The sequence below is a fragment of the Hydrogenophaga sp. Root209 genome, from assembly GCF_001428625.1.
In the GTDB taxonomy this organism is placed as follows: Bacteria; Pseudomonadota; Gammaproteobacteria; order Burkholderiales; family Burkholderiaceae_C; genus Hydrogenophaga.
Window position 1 is genome coordinate 172,916 of sequence record NZ_LMIE01000033.1, and the last position, 15,950, is coordinate 188,865.

General features: G+C 63.9%; 15 protein-coding genes. 2 read left to right on the forward strand and 13 right to left on the reverse strand.

Translation table 11 applies throughout. The features are described 5' to 3' along the window. Nucleotides 1-42 precede the first annotated feature (42 nt). The 13 genes from lpxA to rpsB all read right to left on the reverse strand — a co-directional run bounded on the left by lpxA (nucleotide 43) and on the right by rpsB (nucleotide 12,713). Nucleotides 43-837 carry an acyl-ACP--UDP-N-acetylglucosamine O-acyltransferase gene (lpxA, locus tag ASE11_RS23685; RefSeq protein ID WP_056277788.1) on the reverse strand — a complete coding sequence of 265 codons (795 nt, stop codon included), beginning with the start codon at nucleotides 835-837 and terminating at the stop codon, nucleotides 43-45. A gap of 19 nt (nucleotides 838-856) precedes the next feature. Next, nucleotides 857-1,297, reverse strand: a complete 441-nt coding sequence (gene fabZ, locus ASE11_RS23690; RefSeq protein ID WP_056277791.1) for a 3-hydroxyacyl-ACP dehydratase FabZ — start codon at nucleotides 1,295-1,297, stop codon at nucleotides 857-859. Further along, complete coding sequence (lpxD, locus tag ASE11_RS23695; protein ID WP_056277794.1) at nucleotides 1,294-2,346, reverse strand: UDP-3-O-(3-hydroxymyristoyl)glucosamine N-acyltransferase; 1,053 nt, start codon at nucleotides 2,344-2,346, stop codon at nucleotides 1,294-1,296. Before lpxD ends, fabZ begins: the two co-directional genes overlap by 4 nt. A gap of 16 nt (nucleotides 2,347-2,362) precedes the next feature. Continuing rightward, nucleotides 2,363-2,881, reverse strand: coding sequence for an OmpH family outer membrane protein (locus ASE11_RS23700; RefSeq protein WP_056277796.1), 519 nt, complete (start codon nucleotides 2,879-2,881; stop codon nucleotides 2,363-2,365). Beyond that, complete coding sequence (gene bamA, locus ASE11_RS23705; RefSeq protein WP_056277799.1) at nucleotides 2,881-5,208, reverse strand: outer membrane protein assembly factor BamA; 2,328 nt, start codon at nucleotides 5,206-5,208, stop codon at nucleotides 2,881-2,883. The genes ASE11_RS23700 and bamA overlap by 1 nt, the downstream gene beginning before the upstream one ends. Before the next feature lie 12 nt (nucleotides 5,209-5,220). Further along, on the reverse strand, nucleotides 5,221-6,585 hold the full coding sequence (gene rseP / locus ASE11_RS23710; RefSeq protein WP_056277802.1) for an RIP metalloprotease RseP: 1,365 nt from the start codon (nucleotides 6,583-6,585) through the stop codon (nucleotides 5,221-5,223). Nucleotides 6,586-6,642: 57 nt separating this feature from the next. Further along, nucleotides 6,643-7,827 (reverse strand): 1-deoxy-D-xylulose-5-phosphate reductoisomerase, encoded by a 1,185-nt coding sequence (gene ispC / locus ASE11_RS23715; RefSeq protein WP_056277804.1) that lies wholly within the window; start codon nucleotides 7,825-7,827, stop codon nucleotides 6,643-6,645. A gap of 5 nt (nucleotides 7,828-7,832) precedes the next feature. Further along, nucleotides 7,833-8,666 carry a phosphatidate cytidylyltransferase gene (locus tag ASE11_RS23720; RefSeq protein WP_056277807.1) on the reverse strand — a complete coding sequence of 278 codons (834 nt, stop codon included), beginning with the start codon at nucleotides 8,664-8,666 and terminating at the stop codon, nucleotides 7,833-7,835. Then, nucleotides 8,659-9,429, reverse strand: a complete 771-nt coding sequence (gene uppS / locus ASE11_RS23725; protein ID WP_056277810.1) for a polyprenyl diphosphate synthase — start codon at nucleotides 9,427-9,429, stop codon at nucleotides 8,659-8,661. Before uppS ends, ASE11_RS23720 begins: the two co-directional genes overlap by 8 nt. A 35-nt stretch (nucleotides 9,430-9,464) precedes the next feature. Then, nucleotides 9,465-10,025, reverse strand: coding sequence for a ribosome recycling factor (gene frr, locus ASE11_RS23730; RefSeq protein WP_056277813.1), 561 nt, complete (start codon nucleotides 10,023-10,025; stop codon nucleotides 9,465-9,467). A 41-nt stretch (nucleotides 10,026-10,066) separates the two neighbouring features. Beyond that, the gene (gene pyrH, locus ASE11_RS23735) at nucleotides 10,067-10,777 is read right to left on the reverse strand and encodes a UMP kinase (RefSeq protein ID WP_056277817.1); all 711 of its coding nucleotides are present in this window, start codon (nucleotides 10,775-10,777) and stop codon (nucleotides 10,067-10,069) included. A 148-nt stretch (nucleotides 10,778-10,925) separates the two neighbouring features. Continuing rightward, complete coding sequence (gene tsf, locus ASE11_RS23740) at nucleotides 10,926-11,843, reverse strand: translation elongation factor Ts (RefSeq protein ID WP_056277820.1); 918 nt, start codon at nucleotides 11,841-11,843, stop codon at nucleotides 10,926-10,928. Between the two features lie 114 nt (nucleotides 11,844-11,957). After that, the gene (gene rpsB / locus ASE11_RS23745; RefSeq protein ID WP_056277823.1) at nucleotides 11,958-12,713 is read right to left on the reverse strand and encodes a 30S ribosomal protein S2; all 756 of its coding nucleotides are present in this window, start codon (nucleotides 12,711-12,713) and stop codon (nucleotides 11,958-11,960) included. Between the two features lie 337 nt (nucleotides 12,714-13,050). Here rpsB and ASE11_RS23750 point away from each other — a divergent pair, with 337 nt between their 5' ends. Both ASE11_RS23750 and ASE11_RS23755 read left to right on the forward strand, forming a co-directional pair. Further along, the gene (locus ASE11_RS23750; RefSeq protein ID WP_082585989.1) at nucleotides 13,051-14,343 is read left to right on the forward strand and encodes an FAD-dependent oxidoreductase; all 1,293 of its coding nucleotides are present in this window, start codon (nucleotides 13,051-13,053) and stop codon (nucleotides 14,341-14,343) included. Between the two features lie 15 nt (nucleotides 14,344-14,358). After that, complete coding sequence (locus ASE11_RS23755; RefSeq protein ID WP_056277828.1) at nucleotides 14,359-15,945, forward strand: bifunctional ADP-dependent NAD(P)H-hydrate dehydratase/NAD(P)H-hydrate epimerase; 1,587 nt, start codon at nucleotides 14,359-14,361, stop codon at nucleotides 15,943-15,945. Nucleotides 15,946-15,950 lie beyond the last annotated feature (5 nt).

A 15,950-nucleotide genomic window follows, 5' to 3' on the forward strand; every position in this document is an offset into this window, starting at 1 on the left:
TTCCAGGGGGGTGGCGCCGAAGGCGACGCGGGGGGTGCTCATCTACCTGACAATGCCGCGCTGGGGCGACACCTGCCCGAGGAAATCCAGCATCATGGCCACGTCGGGCGCGGCATCGGGCGTCTTGTCGGTCAGGGAACGGATGCGCTCCATCGACTGCTCCAGCTTGAGGTCTTCGCGGTACAGCGCCTTGTGCATGGCCTTGACGGCCGAGATGCGCTCGGGCGAAAAACCGCGGCGGCGCAGACCTTCGAAGTTCATGGAGCGCGCCTGCGCCGGCTGACCCTGACACATCACGAACGGCGGCAGATCGGCGAACAGCAGCGAGCACATGGCCGTCATGGCGTGCGCACCCACACGCACGAACTGGTGCACCACGGTGAAGCCACCGAGGATCACCCAGTCGTCCACCACCACGTGGCCTGCAAGTTGGGAGTTGTTGGCGAAGATGGTGTGGTTGCCCACCAGGCAGTCGTGCGCCAGATGCACGTAAGCCATGATCCAGTTGTCGTTGCCGACCTGGGTCTTCGCGCGATCCCCGGGCGAGCCAATATTGAAGGTGCAGAACTCGCGAACGGTGTTGCGGTCACCGATGATGAGCTCACACGGTTCACCAGCGTATTTCTTGTCCTGCGGCACCGCGCCCAGCGAGTTGAACTGGAAGATGCGGTTGTCACGTCCAATGGTTGTATGGCCCTCGATCACGCAATGCGCACCGATCGTGGTGCCCGCGCCGACCTTCACGTTCGGACCGATCACGGTGTAGGGGCCGATCGCGACCGAACTGTCGAGTTCGGCGGCCGGGTCCACCAGCGCGGTGGGGTGGATCAGAGACACAGAGCGCCCTCCTCCACCGTCAGGCGAGGGTGCGCATGGTGCACATCAGCTCCGCTTCGCACGCCACCTGTTCGCCCACGCGGGTGACGCCCTTGAACTTGAAGATGCCGGCCTTCATGCGGTCCAGCGTCACGTCCATCACCAACTGATCGCCCGGCTCCACCGGGCGCTTGAAACGCGCACCGTCGATGCCGGCGAAGTAGTACACCGTCTTGTCGTCCGGCGTCACACCAAGGGTGTCGAAAGCCAGCAAGGCGGCGACTTGCGCCATGGCTTCAAGCATCAGCACACCCGGCATCACCGGGCGGTGCGGGAAGTGCCCGACGAAAAACGGCTCGTTGATGGTCACGTTTTTGAGCGCCTTGATGCTCTTGCCCTTTTCAAGCTCCAGGACCCGGTCCACCAGCAGGAACGGATAGCGGTGGGGCAATTGCTTGAGAATCTGGTGAATGTCCATCATGGCTTTGTGTTGTTCTGTAGGGCCTGTTCGATCGCATGTTCCGCCACCTTGAGGCGTTCGCGAATGCGGTTGAGCTGCTTGAGCGATGCAGCATTTTTTTCCCAGCTCGCATTGTCGTCGATGGGAAACATGCCGGTGTAGTGACCGGGCTTGAGCAAGGAGCGGGTGACGACCGAGGCCGCGGACACATGCACGCCGTCGCCCAGCTTCAAATGGCCCAACACCACCGCGCCACCTCCGATGGTGCAGCCCGCGCCGATGGTGGCACTGCCGGCCACCCCCACGCATCCAGCCATGGCTGTGTGGGCACCCACGTGCACGTTGTGGCCGATCTGGATCAGGTTGTCGAGCTTCACGCCGTCCTCGATCACGGTGTCGTCCAGCGCGCCGCGGTCGATGCAGGTATTGGCGCCAATCTCGACGTCGTTGCCAATGCGCACAGCGCCAAGTTGCTCGATCTTGATCCACTCACCTTGCTGCGGCGCAAAGCCGAAACCGTCCGCGCCGATGACCACGCCGGAATGCACCACACAACGCTCGCCCAAGGTGCAGCGCTCCCCCACCGTCACACGCGGGTGCAACTGGGTGTTCGCACCGACCTGCGCATGCTCGCCGAGAACGCAGTGCGCCCCGATGCGAACGCCCGAGCCAACGCGAACGCCGGCAGCGATGACGGCAAACGCACCGACATCGACGCCTGGCGCCAACTCGGCAGTTGGGTGAACCAAAGCGGTCGAATGGATGCCTGCCACCGACGCGGGCGCATGCTCCCGTCGCCACCATTGCGTGAGACGGGCAAAGTACAGGTAAGGATCGTCGGTGACGATGCACGCACCGCGCTCGCTGGCAGCACCACGCAGCGACGGCGGAACGATCAGCCCGGCTGCGCGCGTGGTGGCAATTTGCGATGCGTAGCGGACGTGTGAAACAAAGGCCAGTGCATCCGGCTCGGCCGTGGCCAGCGGGGCCAGCCGGCGGATGGCCAGCTCGGGTGAGCCGACGAGTTCACCACCGAGGGCTTCGACAATGGAGCCCAGTGGTCTCGACACACCCGGTTCCTGCGGCTTACTTGGCGCCGTTCAAGCCGCTAAGCACCTTGTCGGTGATGTCGTGCTTGGGGTTGATGTAGACCGCCTCCTGAAGGACCAAGTCGAATTTTTCCGCCTCGGCCACCTGGCGGATGATGCGGTTGGCGCGTTCCAGAACGCTTTGCAGCTCTTCGTTCTTGCGCATGTTCAGGTCTTCCTGGAACTCGCGCTGCTTGCGCTGAAAGTCTCGATCCTGGTCAACCAGTTGTCGCTGGCGCGCGGTGCGCTGACTGTCAGGCAGCGTGGGCGCTTCACGCTCGAACTTCTCTGACGCCGTCTTGAGTTGAGCAGCCAAGGCCTGCACTTCTTTCTCGCGGCGGGAGAATTCCTGCTCGAGTTTGGTCTGAGCGGCCTTGGCCGAGTTGGAGTCGCGCAAGATGCGCTCCAGGTTCACGAAGCCGATACGCAGGTCTTGCGCGGCAACGCCGAGCGTTGCGAGCCCCAGGGCCACGGCAACGAGCGTCTTGCGGTTGAACAGGCTGGTAAGTGTCTTCATCAAAAGGAGGTTCCGATCTGAAACTGGAATTTCTGGATTTTATCGCCAGTGAATTTCCGAATGGGGTTGGCGATGGCGAATCTGAGCGGACCGACAGGCGAGATCCAGCTCAGGCCCACGCCCACTGAAGCACGCAGGTCTTTGGCATTCGGGCGTGAGTCGTTCTCACCAAACACATTGCCCACGTCCACAAACCCGAACATGCGCAGGCTGCGGTCGTTGCCGGCGCCGGGAAATGGAGCAATGAACTCGGCATTGAGCGCAATGCTGCGGTTGCCGCCGATGTTGACGGTGTCCGTGGAGCCCGTGACCAGTGAACTGGGGCCGAGGGTGCCTTGCTCAAACCCGCGCACAGAACCCAGGCCACCGCCAAAGAAGTTCTTGAACACCGGATAGGGGCGCCCACCCAGGCCTTTGCCGAAACCCAGCTCGCTGTTCAGGGCCAGGGTGTACTGCTTGCTCAGCGGGTAATACTGCTGAAACTGGTAGTTCGCCTTGACGTAGCGAGCGTCGCCAGCGACGCCGAGTTCGGTGTTGAATCGCTGCAGGCGGCCCCGGGTGGGCACCAACGCACTGTCACGGGTATCGCGCGACCAGCCCACCGTCAATGGCAAGGTGTTGCTGGTTTCGCCAAACTCATCTCGGTAAGCCGCGTATGCATCTGGCAGAAAAATGCCGGATTCAATCGTTGTCTGCTCGATACCGGCACCAAAGAACACCGTGTCGGCCTCGGTGAACGGCACGCCAAAGCGCAAGGACATGCCCTTGGTGATCAGGCGATAGTCACCGGTGTCGGTGGTGGACTGGGTGTCGTAGGGCCGCGTTGTTCGGTAGTAGGCGTCAATGCTGCGCGAGATGCCGTCGGGTGTGAAATACGGATCCACAGTGCTGACCACCAGCTGACGGTTGAACTTGCTGGTGTTGATGTCGATGCCGAGGTAGTTGCCCGAACCGAACACGTTCTCCTGGCGAATGCCCGCGATGATCGACAGCTCCTCGGCTTGCGAGTAGCCCGCGCCCAGCGACAGGTTGCCGGTGGGCTTTTCCACCACCGAAATGGTGAGATCAACCTGGTCTGGCGAGCCCGGCACGGGCTGTGTGTCGATACCGACCTCGGTGAAGAAGCCCAGGCGGTCCACGCGATCGCGGGACAGGCGGATGCGATCGCTGTCGTACCAGGCCGATTCGAGCTGGCGGAATTCGCGGCGCACGACTTCGTCGCGCGTGCGGTTGTTGCCTTCGACGTTGATGCGGCGCACATATACGCGCCGGGCCGGCTGGCCGCGCACCACGAACGAGACGCGCTTGTTGACGCGATCGATCTCAGGGGTGGCTACCACCTGTGCGAAGGCGTATCCGAAGGCGCCGAAGTAATCGGTGAATGCCTTCACGGTGCTGTTGACGTCTTCGGAGTTGTAGGCCTCACCGGCACGCAGGGTCACCAGGGACTTGAACTCATCTTCCTTGCCCAGGTACTCGCCCTCCAGCGCCACCGACGACACCACGTAGCGGTTGCCCTCAGTGATGTTCAGCGTGATCGACATGTCCTGCTTGTCAGGCGAGATGGCGACCTGCGTTGAGTCGATGCGGAACTCAAGGTAGCCTCGGGTGAGGTAATACGAGCGCAGCGTTTCGATGTCGGCGTTGAGCTTGGCACGCGAGTAACGGTCGGACTTCGTGTACCAACTCAGCCAGCCACCTGTATCGAGGTCGAACAGGTTGCGCAAGGTCGACTCGGAAAAGGCCTGGTTGCCCACGATCCGGATTTCCTTGATCTTGGCGACTTCGCCTTCAACCACGCTGAAATTGAGGTTGACCCGGTTGCGCTCACCCGGCGTGACCGTGGTCACCACCTGGGCGGCATACATGCTCCTGCTGATGTACTGGCGCTTGAGTTCCTGCTCGGCACGGTCGGCCAGCGCCTTGTCGAACGGTCGGCCCTCGGTCAGCCCGATGTCGCGCAGTGCCTTGGTCAGCACATCGTTGTCGAATTCCTTGATGCCGGAGAAGCTCACATCGGCCACTGTGGGCCGCTCTTCCACGATCACCACCAGCACGTCACCATTGATCTGGAGGCGGATGTCGCTGAACAGCCCCAAGCCAAACAGCGAACGGATCGCGGTTGAACCCTTGTCATCGCTGTACAGGTCACCAATGCGGAACGGCAGCGATGCGAACACCGTGCCGGGTTCAACCCGCTGCAGTCCCTCCACGCGGATGTCGCGCAAGGTGAATGGATCAACGGCCCAGGCGGGCAAAGCGCTCAGCAAGGCGGCCGCGAGCGCTGAAAGGGTCAGGCCACGCAGACCGTTTTTGTTTTTTGTCATGAGGAAAAGTGTTCAGCCAGCCAAGCGGGCCACATCATTGAACAAGGCAACGGACATGAGCGCCATGAGAACCACGACACCACCGCGTTGCAGGCGCTCCATCCAAACGTCAGACACGCTGCGACCGGTCACACCCTCCCAAAGATAATACATCAGGTGCCCACCGTCCAAGACCGGCAGCGGCAGCAGATTCAGCACCCCCAGACTCACGCTGATGAGAGCCAGAAACAGGATGTAAGAGGTGATGCCCAGGCTGGCCGATTTGCCAGCGTAGTCGGCAATCGTCAGCGGCCCGCTGAGGTTCTTGACCGACGCTTCGCCAATCAGCATGCGACCCATCATCTTCAGCGTGAGCCAAGACACTTCCCAGGTGCGCACCACGCCCTTGAGCAAACCGTCCACCGGCCCATGGCGCACCGTCATCATCTCGGGTGCGGCGCCGACGTAGGCTCCAATGCGTCCCACCCACGCATCGCCTTGCAATTCAGGAACCGGCTTGACCATCAGATGGACGGTCTGTCCCCCGCGCTCCACGATCCATTGCTGTTCGCGGGCTTCACCGGCAGCGCCGGTGGATGCGCGGATCAATGCGCGCAGACCCTGGCCATCGGACACGGCAGCGCCATCCACGCTGCGAACGGTGTCCCCGGCCTGCAAGCCGGCGGCTGCGGCGGCACCGCCCGCCATCACCTCGCCCACCACAGGTTGCGTCCAGGGTCCGTTGATACCGATCTTCTGGAACAGGCTGGCATCGGCCTCGCGCACATCGAGCTGGGCCAGGGGCAGCAGCACCGAACGGGGCACTCCGCCCTCCTGGTTGCTGACTCGCAACGTCATGTCTTCACTCGACAGGGCGGCCTGGGTCAGGCGCCAGCGCAGGTCTTCGAAAGAGCCTACGTCGGTGAGGCTGTCTTCATCGGCTCCGGCCTGAGACACCCATTCGCCACCCCGCAGCCCTGCGTCTGCAGCCAGCGAGCCCGCTGCCGGGCTGGCCAACACGGGCTTGGGTTCTTCGACGCCGCTCCAGTTCACCACCGCATACAGCAACACGGCCAACAGCAGATTGGCCGCGGGGCCGGCGGCAACGATGGCCGCGCGCGAGCGCAGGGGCTGGGTGTTGAAAGCGAGGTGGCGTTCCGCCGCGTCGACCGGCGCCTCGCGTTCGTCCAGCATGCGCACGTACCCGCCCAACGGCAAGGCACACAGCACGAACTCGGTAGGGCTGCCTTTTTTGCGCCATGTCAGCAGCGGTTTTCCAAAACCCACCGAGAACCGAAGCACCTTCACGCCACAAGCCACTGCCGCGCGGTAGTGCCCGTATTCATGCACCGCAATCAGCAGGCCGAGGGCAACCACAAAAGCAACGAGTGTGAGCATGGTGGACGGGTCGTGAAGTTGAAAAACGCGGGCTTCAGCACCTGTGCGTCAACGCGGTCAGCGAGACAGGCGCTCGACCTGGGCTTGTGCCAGTTGGCGCGCCTGCTGGTCAATGGCCAGCAAGTCGGGCAAGTCGTTGGGCTTGGAGGGCACCAGTGCCTGCAAAGTTGCATCGTTGATGACGTGGATCTGGTCAAAGCGCAACCGCTGATCGAGAAACGCCGCCACGGCCACCTCGTTGGCCGCATTGAGCACCGCGGTGGTCCCGATCGGGCCGTTGAGGGAGTCCCACGCCAATTGAAGCCCTGGAAAACGCAGGTCATCGGGTTTCTCGAATGTCAACGCTCCCAAGGTGCTGAAATCCAGCGCAGCGGCGCCCGATGCAATGCGCTCGGGCCAAGCCAGACCGTAGGCAATCGGGACCCGCATATCGGGCGTGCCGAGTTGCGCAACCACCGAGCCGTCGTTGTACTGAACCATCGAATGGATCACGCTTTGCGGGTGGATCACCACCTCGATCTGCGCCGATGGCAGGCCAAAGAGATAACAGGCCTCGATCACTTCAAGCGCCTTGTTCATCATGGTGGCCGAGTCGACCGATATCTTGCGCCCCATCACCCAGTTGGGATGCGCGCAGGCTTCATTGGGGGTCACCTGTGCCAGGGTCTGGGGGTCGCGCGTGCGAAACGGTCCGCCGGACGCTGTCAAGACGATCTTCTCCACCCGGCGCGACCACGACGCCGGGTCTTCAGGCAGCGACTGGAAGACAGCGGAGTGCTCGCTGTCGATGGGAAGCAGCATGGCACCGCCATCGCGCACCGCCTGCATGAACAGCGCGCCCCCCACCACCAAGGCTTCCTTGTTGGCCAGCAGCAGCTTTTTGCCCGCGCGTGCCGCTGCCAGGCTGGGCGCCAGGCCGGCAGCGCCCACGATGGCGGCCATGACCGCATCCACCTCGGCATCGATGCACACGTCGCACAGGGCCTGCGCACCCGAGAGCACCTGCACCTTCAGACCGAGTTCTCGCACCCGGTTGGCCAACTGCCTGGCGTGCGCCGGGCTCACCATCACGGCATACCGAGGGGCGAACTGCTGGCACTGCGCCAACATCAGATCGACCTGTGTGGACGCCGTGAGGGCAAACACGCGGTAGCGGTCGGGATGGCGGGCCAGCACGTCCAGCGTGCTTGTGCCGATCGACCCGGTGGACCCCAGAATGGTGATGGACTGCGTGGCGTTCATGAATATCAGAGGGTGGAGAGCATCATCGCCAACGGCAACACCGGCAGCAAGGCGTCGACCCGGTCGAGCACACCGCCGTGGCCGGGCAGCAGGTTACTGGAATCCTTCACGCCTGCGCTGCGCTTGACCAGGGACTCCACCAAGTCGCCGACCACGCTCATGGCCACCATGAAGCCCAACGACAACACGGCCAACAGCGGCCCGAAAGCCCAGAGTCGGGCATACAGGCTGGTCGCGCTGCCCATGCCTTTTGCGTCGGCCCAGAGCCAGGCTGCCGCCAGAACGAACACGCCGATGAAACCGCTGATGGCGCCTTCCCACGACTTGCCCGGGCTGATGGTGGGAGCGAGCTTGCGGCGCCCGAATGCCTTGCCCCCAAAGTAGGCAGCGATGTCGGCCATCCACACCAGCAGCAGCACCGACAGCAGAAAGCCCAATCCCATGAGGCGAGCCTGCACCATGGCTAGCCACGCGCAGCCGATCAGGGCCAAGCCCAACCACAGGCGCAGACCAGCAGGCCATGCACCCCAGCCCGACACACCGCGCGCGAGCATGGCCATGGACAACACAACCCAAAATGCCCCCACGCCGATCCACAAGGGGCGCCAGGAGTGGTTCAGACCGCCCGATAGCCAAAGGGCCGCCATGGCCACACCCAGACACAGACCGAACGCGAGCGCCGGACGCGAGCCCACCCCATTGAGGCGCGACCACTCCCACCCGGCCGCCACGATCAGCAGCAACGTGAGGGCCGCAAAGGGTTCGATGGAGGGATAAAACAGCGCCGGCAACAAGACCGCCAGCAGCAGCAAGGCGGTGATGACGCGCTGTCTAAGCATGTCGGTCGCCACCCACCGCGAGCAGGGGCTCGGCATGGCCGACTTGCTCCGACGTCTGACCGAAGCGGCGCTCGCGGTTGGCGTACTCCAGCAGGGCTCGGTCCAACTCCGCCGCGTCGAAGTCCGGCCACAGGCATGGGGTGAACACCAGCTCGGTGTAGGCCGCCTGCCAGAGGAGGAAGTTGCTGATGCGCAGCTCGCCGCCGGTGCGGATCAGGAGGTCGGGGTCGGGCACATGCGCCAGGGCCAGCTCACCGTTGAGGCTTGCCTCAGTGATCTCGCGCCCTTGCGCGGCCAGCCGCTGGGCGGCCTGCGCCACGTCCCAGCGTCCGCCGTAGTTGAAGCAGACATTGAGCACGAGCTTGACGTTGTGAGCCGTGTCGCGCTCGGCAACCATCAGGCCTTGCACAACGCGGTTGGACAGCCCACGGCGATCACCAGGAAAGTGCAGACGTACGCCATTGCCGCTCAGCGAGGGCACTTCTCGCGAGAGCGCCAGCACCAGCAAGTCCATCAGGCTGGAAACTTCCTCCACTGGACGGTTCCAGTTTTCAGAGGAGAACGCGAACACCGTCAGCACGGACACACCGCGCTCCAGGCACGCCTTGACGACGCGGCGCAGAGCTTCAACGCCCTGTTTGTGCCCCGCCACGCGGGGCAACCAGCGCTTCTGCGCCCACCGGCCGTTGCCGTCCATCACGATGGCGACGTGGCGGGGCATCGAGGCCGCGGGTACGTCTGGTGTGGAACTGGGCTGGGACATGTTTGAGGTGCGTGGGGTTGCTGACAGGCCTGCGGTCAGACCGCCATGATGTCCTGCTCCTTGCCGGCCACGAGTCGGTCCACCTCGTTGATGACACGGTCGGTGAGCTTCTGGATGTCTTCCTGCGAACGGCGATCGTCGTCCTCGGACGCCAGCTTTTCCTTCACCAGCTTCTTCACCTGTTCGTTGGCATCGCGCCGCAGGTTGCGGATGGCGATCTTGGCGGCCTCGCCATCCCCGCGCACGACCTTGGTGAGCTCCTTGCGGCGCTCTTCGGTCATTGGCGGCATGGGAACGCGGATCAAATCGCCTTGACTCGAAGGGTTCAAACCCAGGTCAGATTCGCGAATGGCTTTCTCGATCTTGGCTCCCATGCCCTTTTCCCATGGCGCCACACCGATCGTGCGCGAATCGAGCAAGGTGAGGTTGGCCACTTGGGACAGCGGCAGCATGGAGCCGTAATAGTCCACGTGCACGGTGTCGAGCAGCGCGGGGTTGGGGCGACCGGTGCGGATCTTGGTTAATCCGTTCTTGAACGCTTCAACCGACTGCATCATCTTGTGCTCGGCGGTTTTGCGAATGTCATCAACGCTCATGAAAACTCCTCATTTCAGCAAGTGGTGCGCGCCTTGGGGCATCACACGTGAACCAACGTGCCTTCATCCTTGCCCATCACCACATCGCGCAATGCGCCCGGCTTGAAGATCGAAAACACCTTCACCGGCAGCTTCTGATCGCGGCACAGCGCGAAGGCAGTGGCGTCCATGACCTGCAGGTTCTTGGACATGGCTTCGTCAAAGGTGATCGAGGCGTATCGGGTGGCGGTGGGGTCCTTGTTCGGGTCGGCGCTGTACACACCGTCCACCTTGGTGGCCTTGAGCACGATCTCGGCGCCGATTTCGGCACCGCGCAAGGCGGCGGCCGTGTCGGTGGTGAAAAAGGGGTTGCCCGTGCCGGCGGCAAAGACCACGACCTTGCCTTCCTCCAGGTACTGCAGCGCCTTCGGGCGCACATAGGGTTCGACCACCTGCTCGATGGCGATGGCCGACATCACGCGGGCCACCAGGCCAGCCTTGTCCATGGTATCGGCCAGCGCCAGCGAGTTCATCACGGTGGCCAGCATGCCCATGTAATCGGCAGTGGCGCGGTCCATGCCGACCGAACCACCCGCCACGCCACGGAAGATGTTGCCACCACCGATGACGATGGCCACCTGCACACCCAGGCGGGTGACTTCTGCGATTTCTTCCACCATGCGCACGATGGTGGCCCGATTAATGCCAAAGGCGTCGTCGCCCATGAGGGCTTCACCCGACAACTTCAACAGAATCCGTTTGTAGGCAGGCATGTGACAACTTTCAGGAAGCGAAAACACAAAATTCAACCGGCAAGTGTACCGAGGAGCCACTCCCCTTCGGTGCCGGTTACACACAAGACAACGGGCCTTGCGGCCCGTTGTCTTGTTCAGGGCAGCAACGGCTGCCACAACAGAACGCTCAGGCGCCCTTGGCGGCAGCGACTTGGGCGGCCACTTCGGCAGCGAAATCGTCCACTTTCTTCTCGATGCCCTCGCCCACCACATACAAGGTGAAACCCTTGACCGTGGTACCCACGGCCTTGAGCATTGCCTCGACGGTCTGCTTGTCGTTCTTCACGAAGGGCTGGTTGAACAGCGACACTTCCTTGAGGTACTTCTGCACAGCGCCGTCGATGCGCTTGGCAACGATTTCGGCGCTTTGTGCGGGCTTGCCGGCGGCCACCAGCTCCTTGTTGGCCTCATCGGCCTTGGCCGTGGCCACCGAGCGCTCGCGCTCGATGAACTCGGCGGGCACGTCATTGCTGGTCAGGGCGACAGGCTTCATGGCGGCCACGTGCATGGCGACGTCCTTGGCAGCGGCGTCTTCGCCGTCAAACTCCACCACCACACCGATGCGGGTTCCGTGCAGGTAGCCGGCCAGCTTGGTCGAGCCGCTGTAGGCCTTGAAGCGGCGGAACGACATGTTCTCGCCGATCTTGCCGATCAGGCCCTTGCGCACGTCTTCCAGAGTGGGGCCAAAGCCGTCCTGGCTGTAAGGCAGCGCGCCCAGCGCGGCGACATCGGCCGGCTGGTGCTTGGCCACCAGCTGAGCGGCAGCGTTGGCCAGGGCCAGGAAGCTGTCGTTCTTGGTGACGAAGTCGGTTTCGCAGTTGACTTCGATCAGGCCACCGGTGGTGCCTTCGATGAAGCTGGCCACGACGCCTTCAGCCGTCACGCGGCTGGCGGCCTTGCCGGCCTTGGTGCCGAGCTTGACGCGCAGCAGCTCTTCGGCCTTGGCCATGTCGCCTTCGGCTTCGGTCAGGGCTTTTTTGCACTCCATCATGGGAGCGTCGGTCTTGGCGCGCAGTTCGGCGACCATGCTTGCGGTAATTGCCATCTGTGTTCTCCTTGGCGCCGCCTCACGCTGGTGGGTGAGATCGGCCATGTTCAATGATCGGTTTTCGGTGCGAAAAAGGGGCTCACGAGCCCCTCTTTCATGGGAGCAGCGCCTTCAAGCGGCGGTGTTTTCCTTGACTTCGACGAACTCGTCGGTGCCTTCGGCGGCAACAGCCTTCACGACATCGTTGACGGCGTTGCTGCGGCCTTCGAGGATGGCGTCGGCGATGCCACGGGCATACAGAGCCACGGCGCGTGCCGAGTCATCGTTGCCGGGGATCACGTAGTCAATGCCCACGGGCGAGTGGTTGGTATCCACCACACCAACCAGCGGGATGCCCAGCTTCTGCGCTTCGAGCACGGCGATCTTGTGGAAGCCCACGTCGATCACGAAGATGGCGTCGGGCAAGGCGGTCATGTCCTGAATGCCGCCAATGTCCTTTTCCAGCTTTTCCATTTCGCGGGAGAAGGTCAGTTGCTCCTTCTTGGTCATGCTGTCCAGGCCGCCTTCTTTCTGGGCTTGCATGTCCTTCAGACGCTTGATCGAGGTCTTGACGGTCTTGAAGTTGGTGAGCATGCCGCCGAGCCAGCGCTGGTCGACGAATGGCACGCCGGCGCGGCGGGCTTCCTGGGCCACGATGTCGCGCGACTGGCGCTTGGTGCCCACCATCAGGATGGTGCCGCGGTTGGCGGAGAGCTGGCGCACGAACTTGGCTGCATCTTCAAACAGAGGCAGCGTCTTTTCGAGGTTGACGATGTGGATTTTGTTGCGGTGACCGAAGATGTACGGAGCCATCTTGGGGTTCCAGAAGCGGGTTTGGTGACCGAAATGGACACCGGCTTCCAGCATTTCGCGCATGGAGATAGACATGAGTTAACTTTCCAGAGGTTGAGTCTAAAATCCAGCCCCGATCACCTGATGGCCACCCAATCGCTTCTGATTCGGTCGCCGCAGACGACACCCGGTTGGGCTGGTTTGCGATTTGCCTTGCGGGGCTGGCGAGATTGTTGTCCCGCCCATCACCCGCAAAGCCTGTCGATTATAGCAGTCTGATCCCTTCCTTCAGCCATCCCCACCGGGCGTGCCAGTTGTGCGCCGCCCGGCGACTTTGCGTGCCTCCCTCCATGCCTGACACCGTGCCAAGCGTTTCGAGCCTCGAACAGCACCTGCCGCTCACCGGCAGAATGCAGTTTTCAGGGAGCCAAGTTTGAAAATCGCGATCGTAGGAGCGGGTGTCGTGGGTATTGCCTGCGCGCACGAGTTGTCACAGGATGGCCATGAGGTCACGGTCTTCGAGCGGCGCAGCACGGTGGCCGAAGAAGCCAGCTTTGCCAATGGCGCGCTCATCGCCCCGGGCTGGACGGCGCCCTGGGCCCACGACCACCGGCGCCTCGCATGGCCTTGGTCCGCCAACGGAGCCGGCCTCCAACTGTCGCGCCTGCCCAGCGGGAGTGAATGGAGTTGGCTATGGCAATGGCGGCGTGCCGGCCAGGGTTCGCGGATGCTGACGAACCACGCGCAGATGCACCGTTGGGTGCGCTACAGCCAGGAGCGGCAGCAGGCGATCACGGACCGGTACCAGTTTGAACACGATCGCAGCCACGGCATGCTGGTGCTGTTGCGCAGCGAGCCGGAAGCCGCGGTGGCCGCGGCCCCATTGCAACAACTGCGCGACCTCGGCCTGACACCCAGGATGCTCTCGGCCGATGAGGCTCGCGCCCTGGAGCCCGCGCTCAACACCGAAACGCCACTGCACGGCGCTGTTGAACTCGGTGGGGAGGCTGTGGCCAATTGCAGGGAATTCGCCGTCTTGTTGCGCGCCCAGGCTCAGCGGATGGGCTGCCGCTTCGAGTTCAACACCATCGTCAGCCGCATCGAACCGCAATTGACTGCCGGTGTGAACCTGACACTCACCCACACCGCCTCCCACCCGTCCGGCGAAACCCCGAACAACATGGCGCAGCGGTTCGATGCGGTGATGGTCTGCACCGGCGTGGCCGCTGCAGGCATGCTTTCACCGTTGGGCTTGAAATTGCCGCTGCAATCGGTGGTCGGCCATTCGCTGAGTGCCGCGGTGCGCGAACCCATGGATGCACCGCAATCGGCGGTGCTGGATGCGCGGCACGGCATTTCCATCGCCCGCCTCGGCCAGCGCGTGCGCGTGGCCGGCGGAGCCGAGTGGGGACGCGAATCCGGCCCACCGTCAAAAGCCGGATTGCAACGCTTGTACCGCGCGCTGTCCGACTGGTTTCCGGGCGCTGTTCGCTTGGGCGGGCCGGCCGGAAGCGTGCAGGAATGGCGCGGCGTGCAGGCCACCGTGCCCGATGGAATGCCACTGATCGGCGCGAGCCGGCTGCCCGGCATCTGGCTGAACCTGGGTCATGGACAAGTCGGGTGGTCCGTGGCGTGTGGTGCCGCGAGGGCACTCGCCGACCGCATCGAAGGCCGCACACCCGACATTGACCTGGGCGCCTGTTCACCCCAACGCTACGGACTTTGAGCCAGACTGGGGCCCATGCGAATCATCAACAACGATCGACTTGAGCCCCTCTTTGACACGGCGGCCACACGGGCCATCGAGCATGCAGCCCAGGCCACCCTGCCCCACCATGCCCTGATGGCGCGGGCCGGTCTGGCGGTCGCGCGGCTCGCGCAGGCGCTGGCGCCCCATGCCCGCTGCATCTGGGTGGCTTGTGGGCCAGGCAACAACGGGGGGGATGGTTTGGTGGCCGCCATGCACCTGCACGCGTGGGCGCGACAGTCGGGCAGCGCCCTGCGGGTGGTGGTTACCCATGCCGCCGACCCCGCGCGTCTGCCTCCAGACGCGCGCCAGGCACTGGTCGCCGCGCAAGTCGCAGGCGTTGCTTTCCATTCCTCTCCACCAGACGAAGCCGACCTCGCGATCGACGCGCTGCTGGGCATCGGCGCCATACGTCCACTGAGAGGACCGCTCGCCGCCTGGCTGGCCAGGCTGCGCACCAGCGCCGCGCCGGTGTTGTGCGTTGACCTGCCCAGTGGCCTGCACGCCGACACCGGTGGGCTGACGGCGATAGAGCATGTCGGGAACGACCCAGCCGTCGCCATGCGGCCTGGCCCGCGCCACACCCTGTCGTTGCTGACCTTGAAACCGGGGTTGTTCACCGGGCAGGGGCGAGATGCTTCGGGCCAGATCTGGTTCGACGATCTGGGTGCGATGCCTGCTGCCGACGTGCCCGTGACGGCCTTGCTGGCCGGCCGGGCGGCGCATGCCGGCGCCAAGGCGTCCATGCCGCACGCCAGCCACAAAGGCAGCTTTGGTGATGTGGTGGTCGTCGGTGGACAGGGCGTTGCCACGAACGGCGCGGGCATGACGGGCGCGGCGGTACTGGCGGCCCGCGCGGCGTTGCACGCTGGCGCAGGAAGGGTGTTCGCCGGGCTGCTGGAAGCGGGTTCGCAGAGCGAAACCACTTGGGACCCTGTGTGCCCCGAACTCATGTTTCGCAGACCGGAAACCGGGCTGGACACCGCCCTGCTGCGGCGGGCCAGCGTTGTCTGCGGTTGCGGGGGTGGCGCGGCAGTGGCGGCGATGCTGCCCCGTTTACTGTCCAGCGCCACCAGGTTGGTGCTGGACGCCGATGCACTCAACGCCATCGCACAAGACGCCAACCTGCAAGCACAACTGACACACCGCCAGAGACGTGGCTGGATCACCGTGCTCACCCCGCATCCGCTGGAAGCAGCGCGGCTGCTCGGCACCGACGCCGCCCAGGTCATGATCGACCGCCTGCAGGCCGCTCAAACCATCGCCGCGCAGTTCGGCGCCATCTGTGTTCTCAAGGGTTCGGGCACGGTGATCGCCGCACCGAACGAGACCACACGCATCAATCCCACCGGCAACGCCGCGCTCGCCACGGCTGGCACCGGCGATGTGCTGGCGGGCATGATCGGCAGTGCCTTGGCGCGGCCGGTTTCGTCGAGCGGAGCGGCGCTGGACCGAGTGGCAAGCGCGGTGTTCCAGCACGGTTGGCTGGCGGATCACTGGGGTGACAGCGAAGAGTCTAAGACCGGGCACCGGGCGCTGGTGGCGGGCGAGCTGGCCTTGCGCGCCAGGCCCGTCGGCTGACGCGG

Coding starts and splice junctions, on each gene's coding strand:
- fabZ (WP_056277791.1), bottom strand. CDS start 1,297: ATGATGGACATTCACCAGATTCTCAAGCAATTGCCCCACCGCTATCCG.
- ASE11_RS23700 (WP_056277796.1), bottom strand. CDS start 2,881: ATGAAGACACTTACCAGCCTGTTCAACCGCAAGACGCTCGTTGCCGTG.
- bamA (WP_056277799.1), bottom strand. CDS start 5,208: ATGACAAAAAACAAAAACGGTCTGCGTGGCCTGACCCTTTCAGCGCTC.
- rseP (WP_056277802.1), bottom strand. CDS start 6,585: ATGCTCACACTCGTTGCTTTTGTGGTTGCCCTCGGCCTGCTGATTGCG.
- ispC (WP_056277804.1), bottom strand. CDS start 7,827: ATGAACGCCACGCAGTCCATCACCATTCTGGGGTCCACCGGGTCGATC.
- ASE11_RS23720 (WP_056277807.1), bottom strand. CDS start 8,666: ATGCTTAGACAGCGCGTCATCACCGCCTTGCTGCTGCTGGCGGTCTTG.
- uppS (WP_056277810.1), bottom strand. CDS start 9,429: ATGTCCCAGCCCAGTTCCACACCAGACGTACCCGCGGCCTCGATGCCC.
- frr (WP_056277813.1), bottom strand. CDS start 10,025: ATGAGCGTTGATGACATTCGCAAAACCGCCGAGCACAAGATGATGCAG.
- pyrH (WP_056277817.1), bottom strand. CDS start 10,777: ATGCCTGCCTACAAACGGATTCTGTTGAAGTTGTCGGGTGAAGCCCTC.
- tsf (WP_056277820.1), bottom strand. CDS start 11,843: ATGGCAATTACCGCAAGCATGGTCGCCGAACTGCGCGCCAAGACCGAC.
- rpsB (WP_056277823.1), bottom strand. CDS start 12,713: ATGTCTATCTCCATGCGCGAAATGCTGGAAGCCGGTGTCCATTTCGGT.
- ASE11_RS23755 (WP_056277828.1), top strand. CDS start 14,359: ATGCGAATCATCAACAACGATCGACTTGAGCCCCTCTTTGACACGGCG.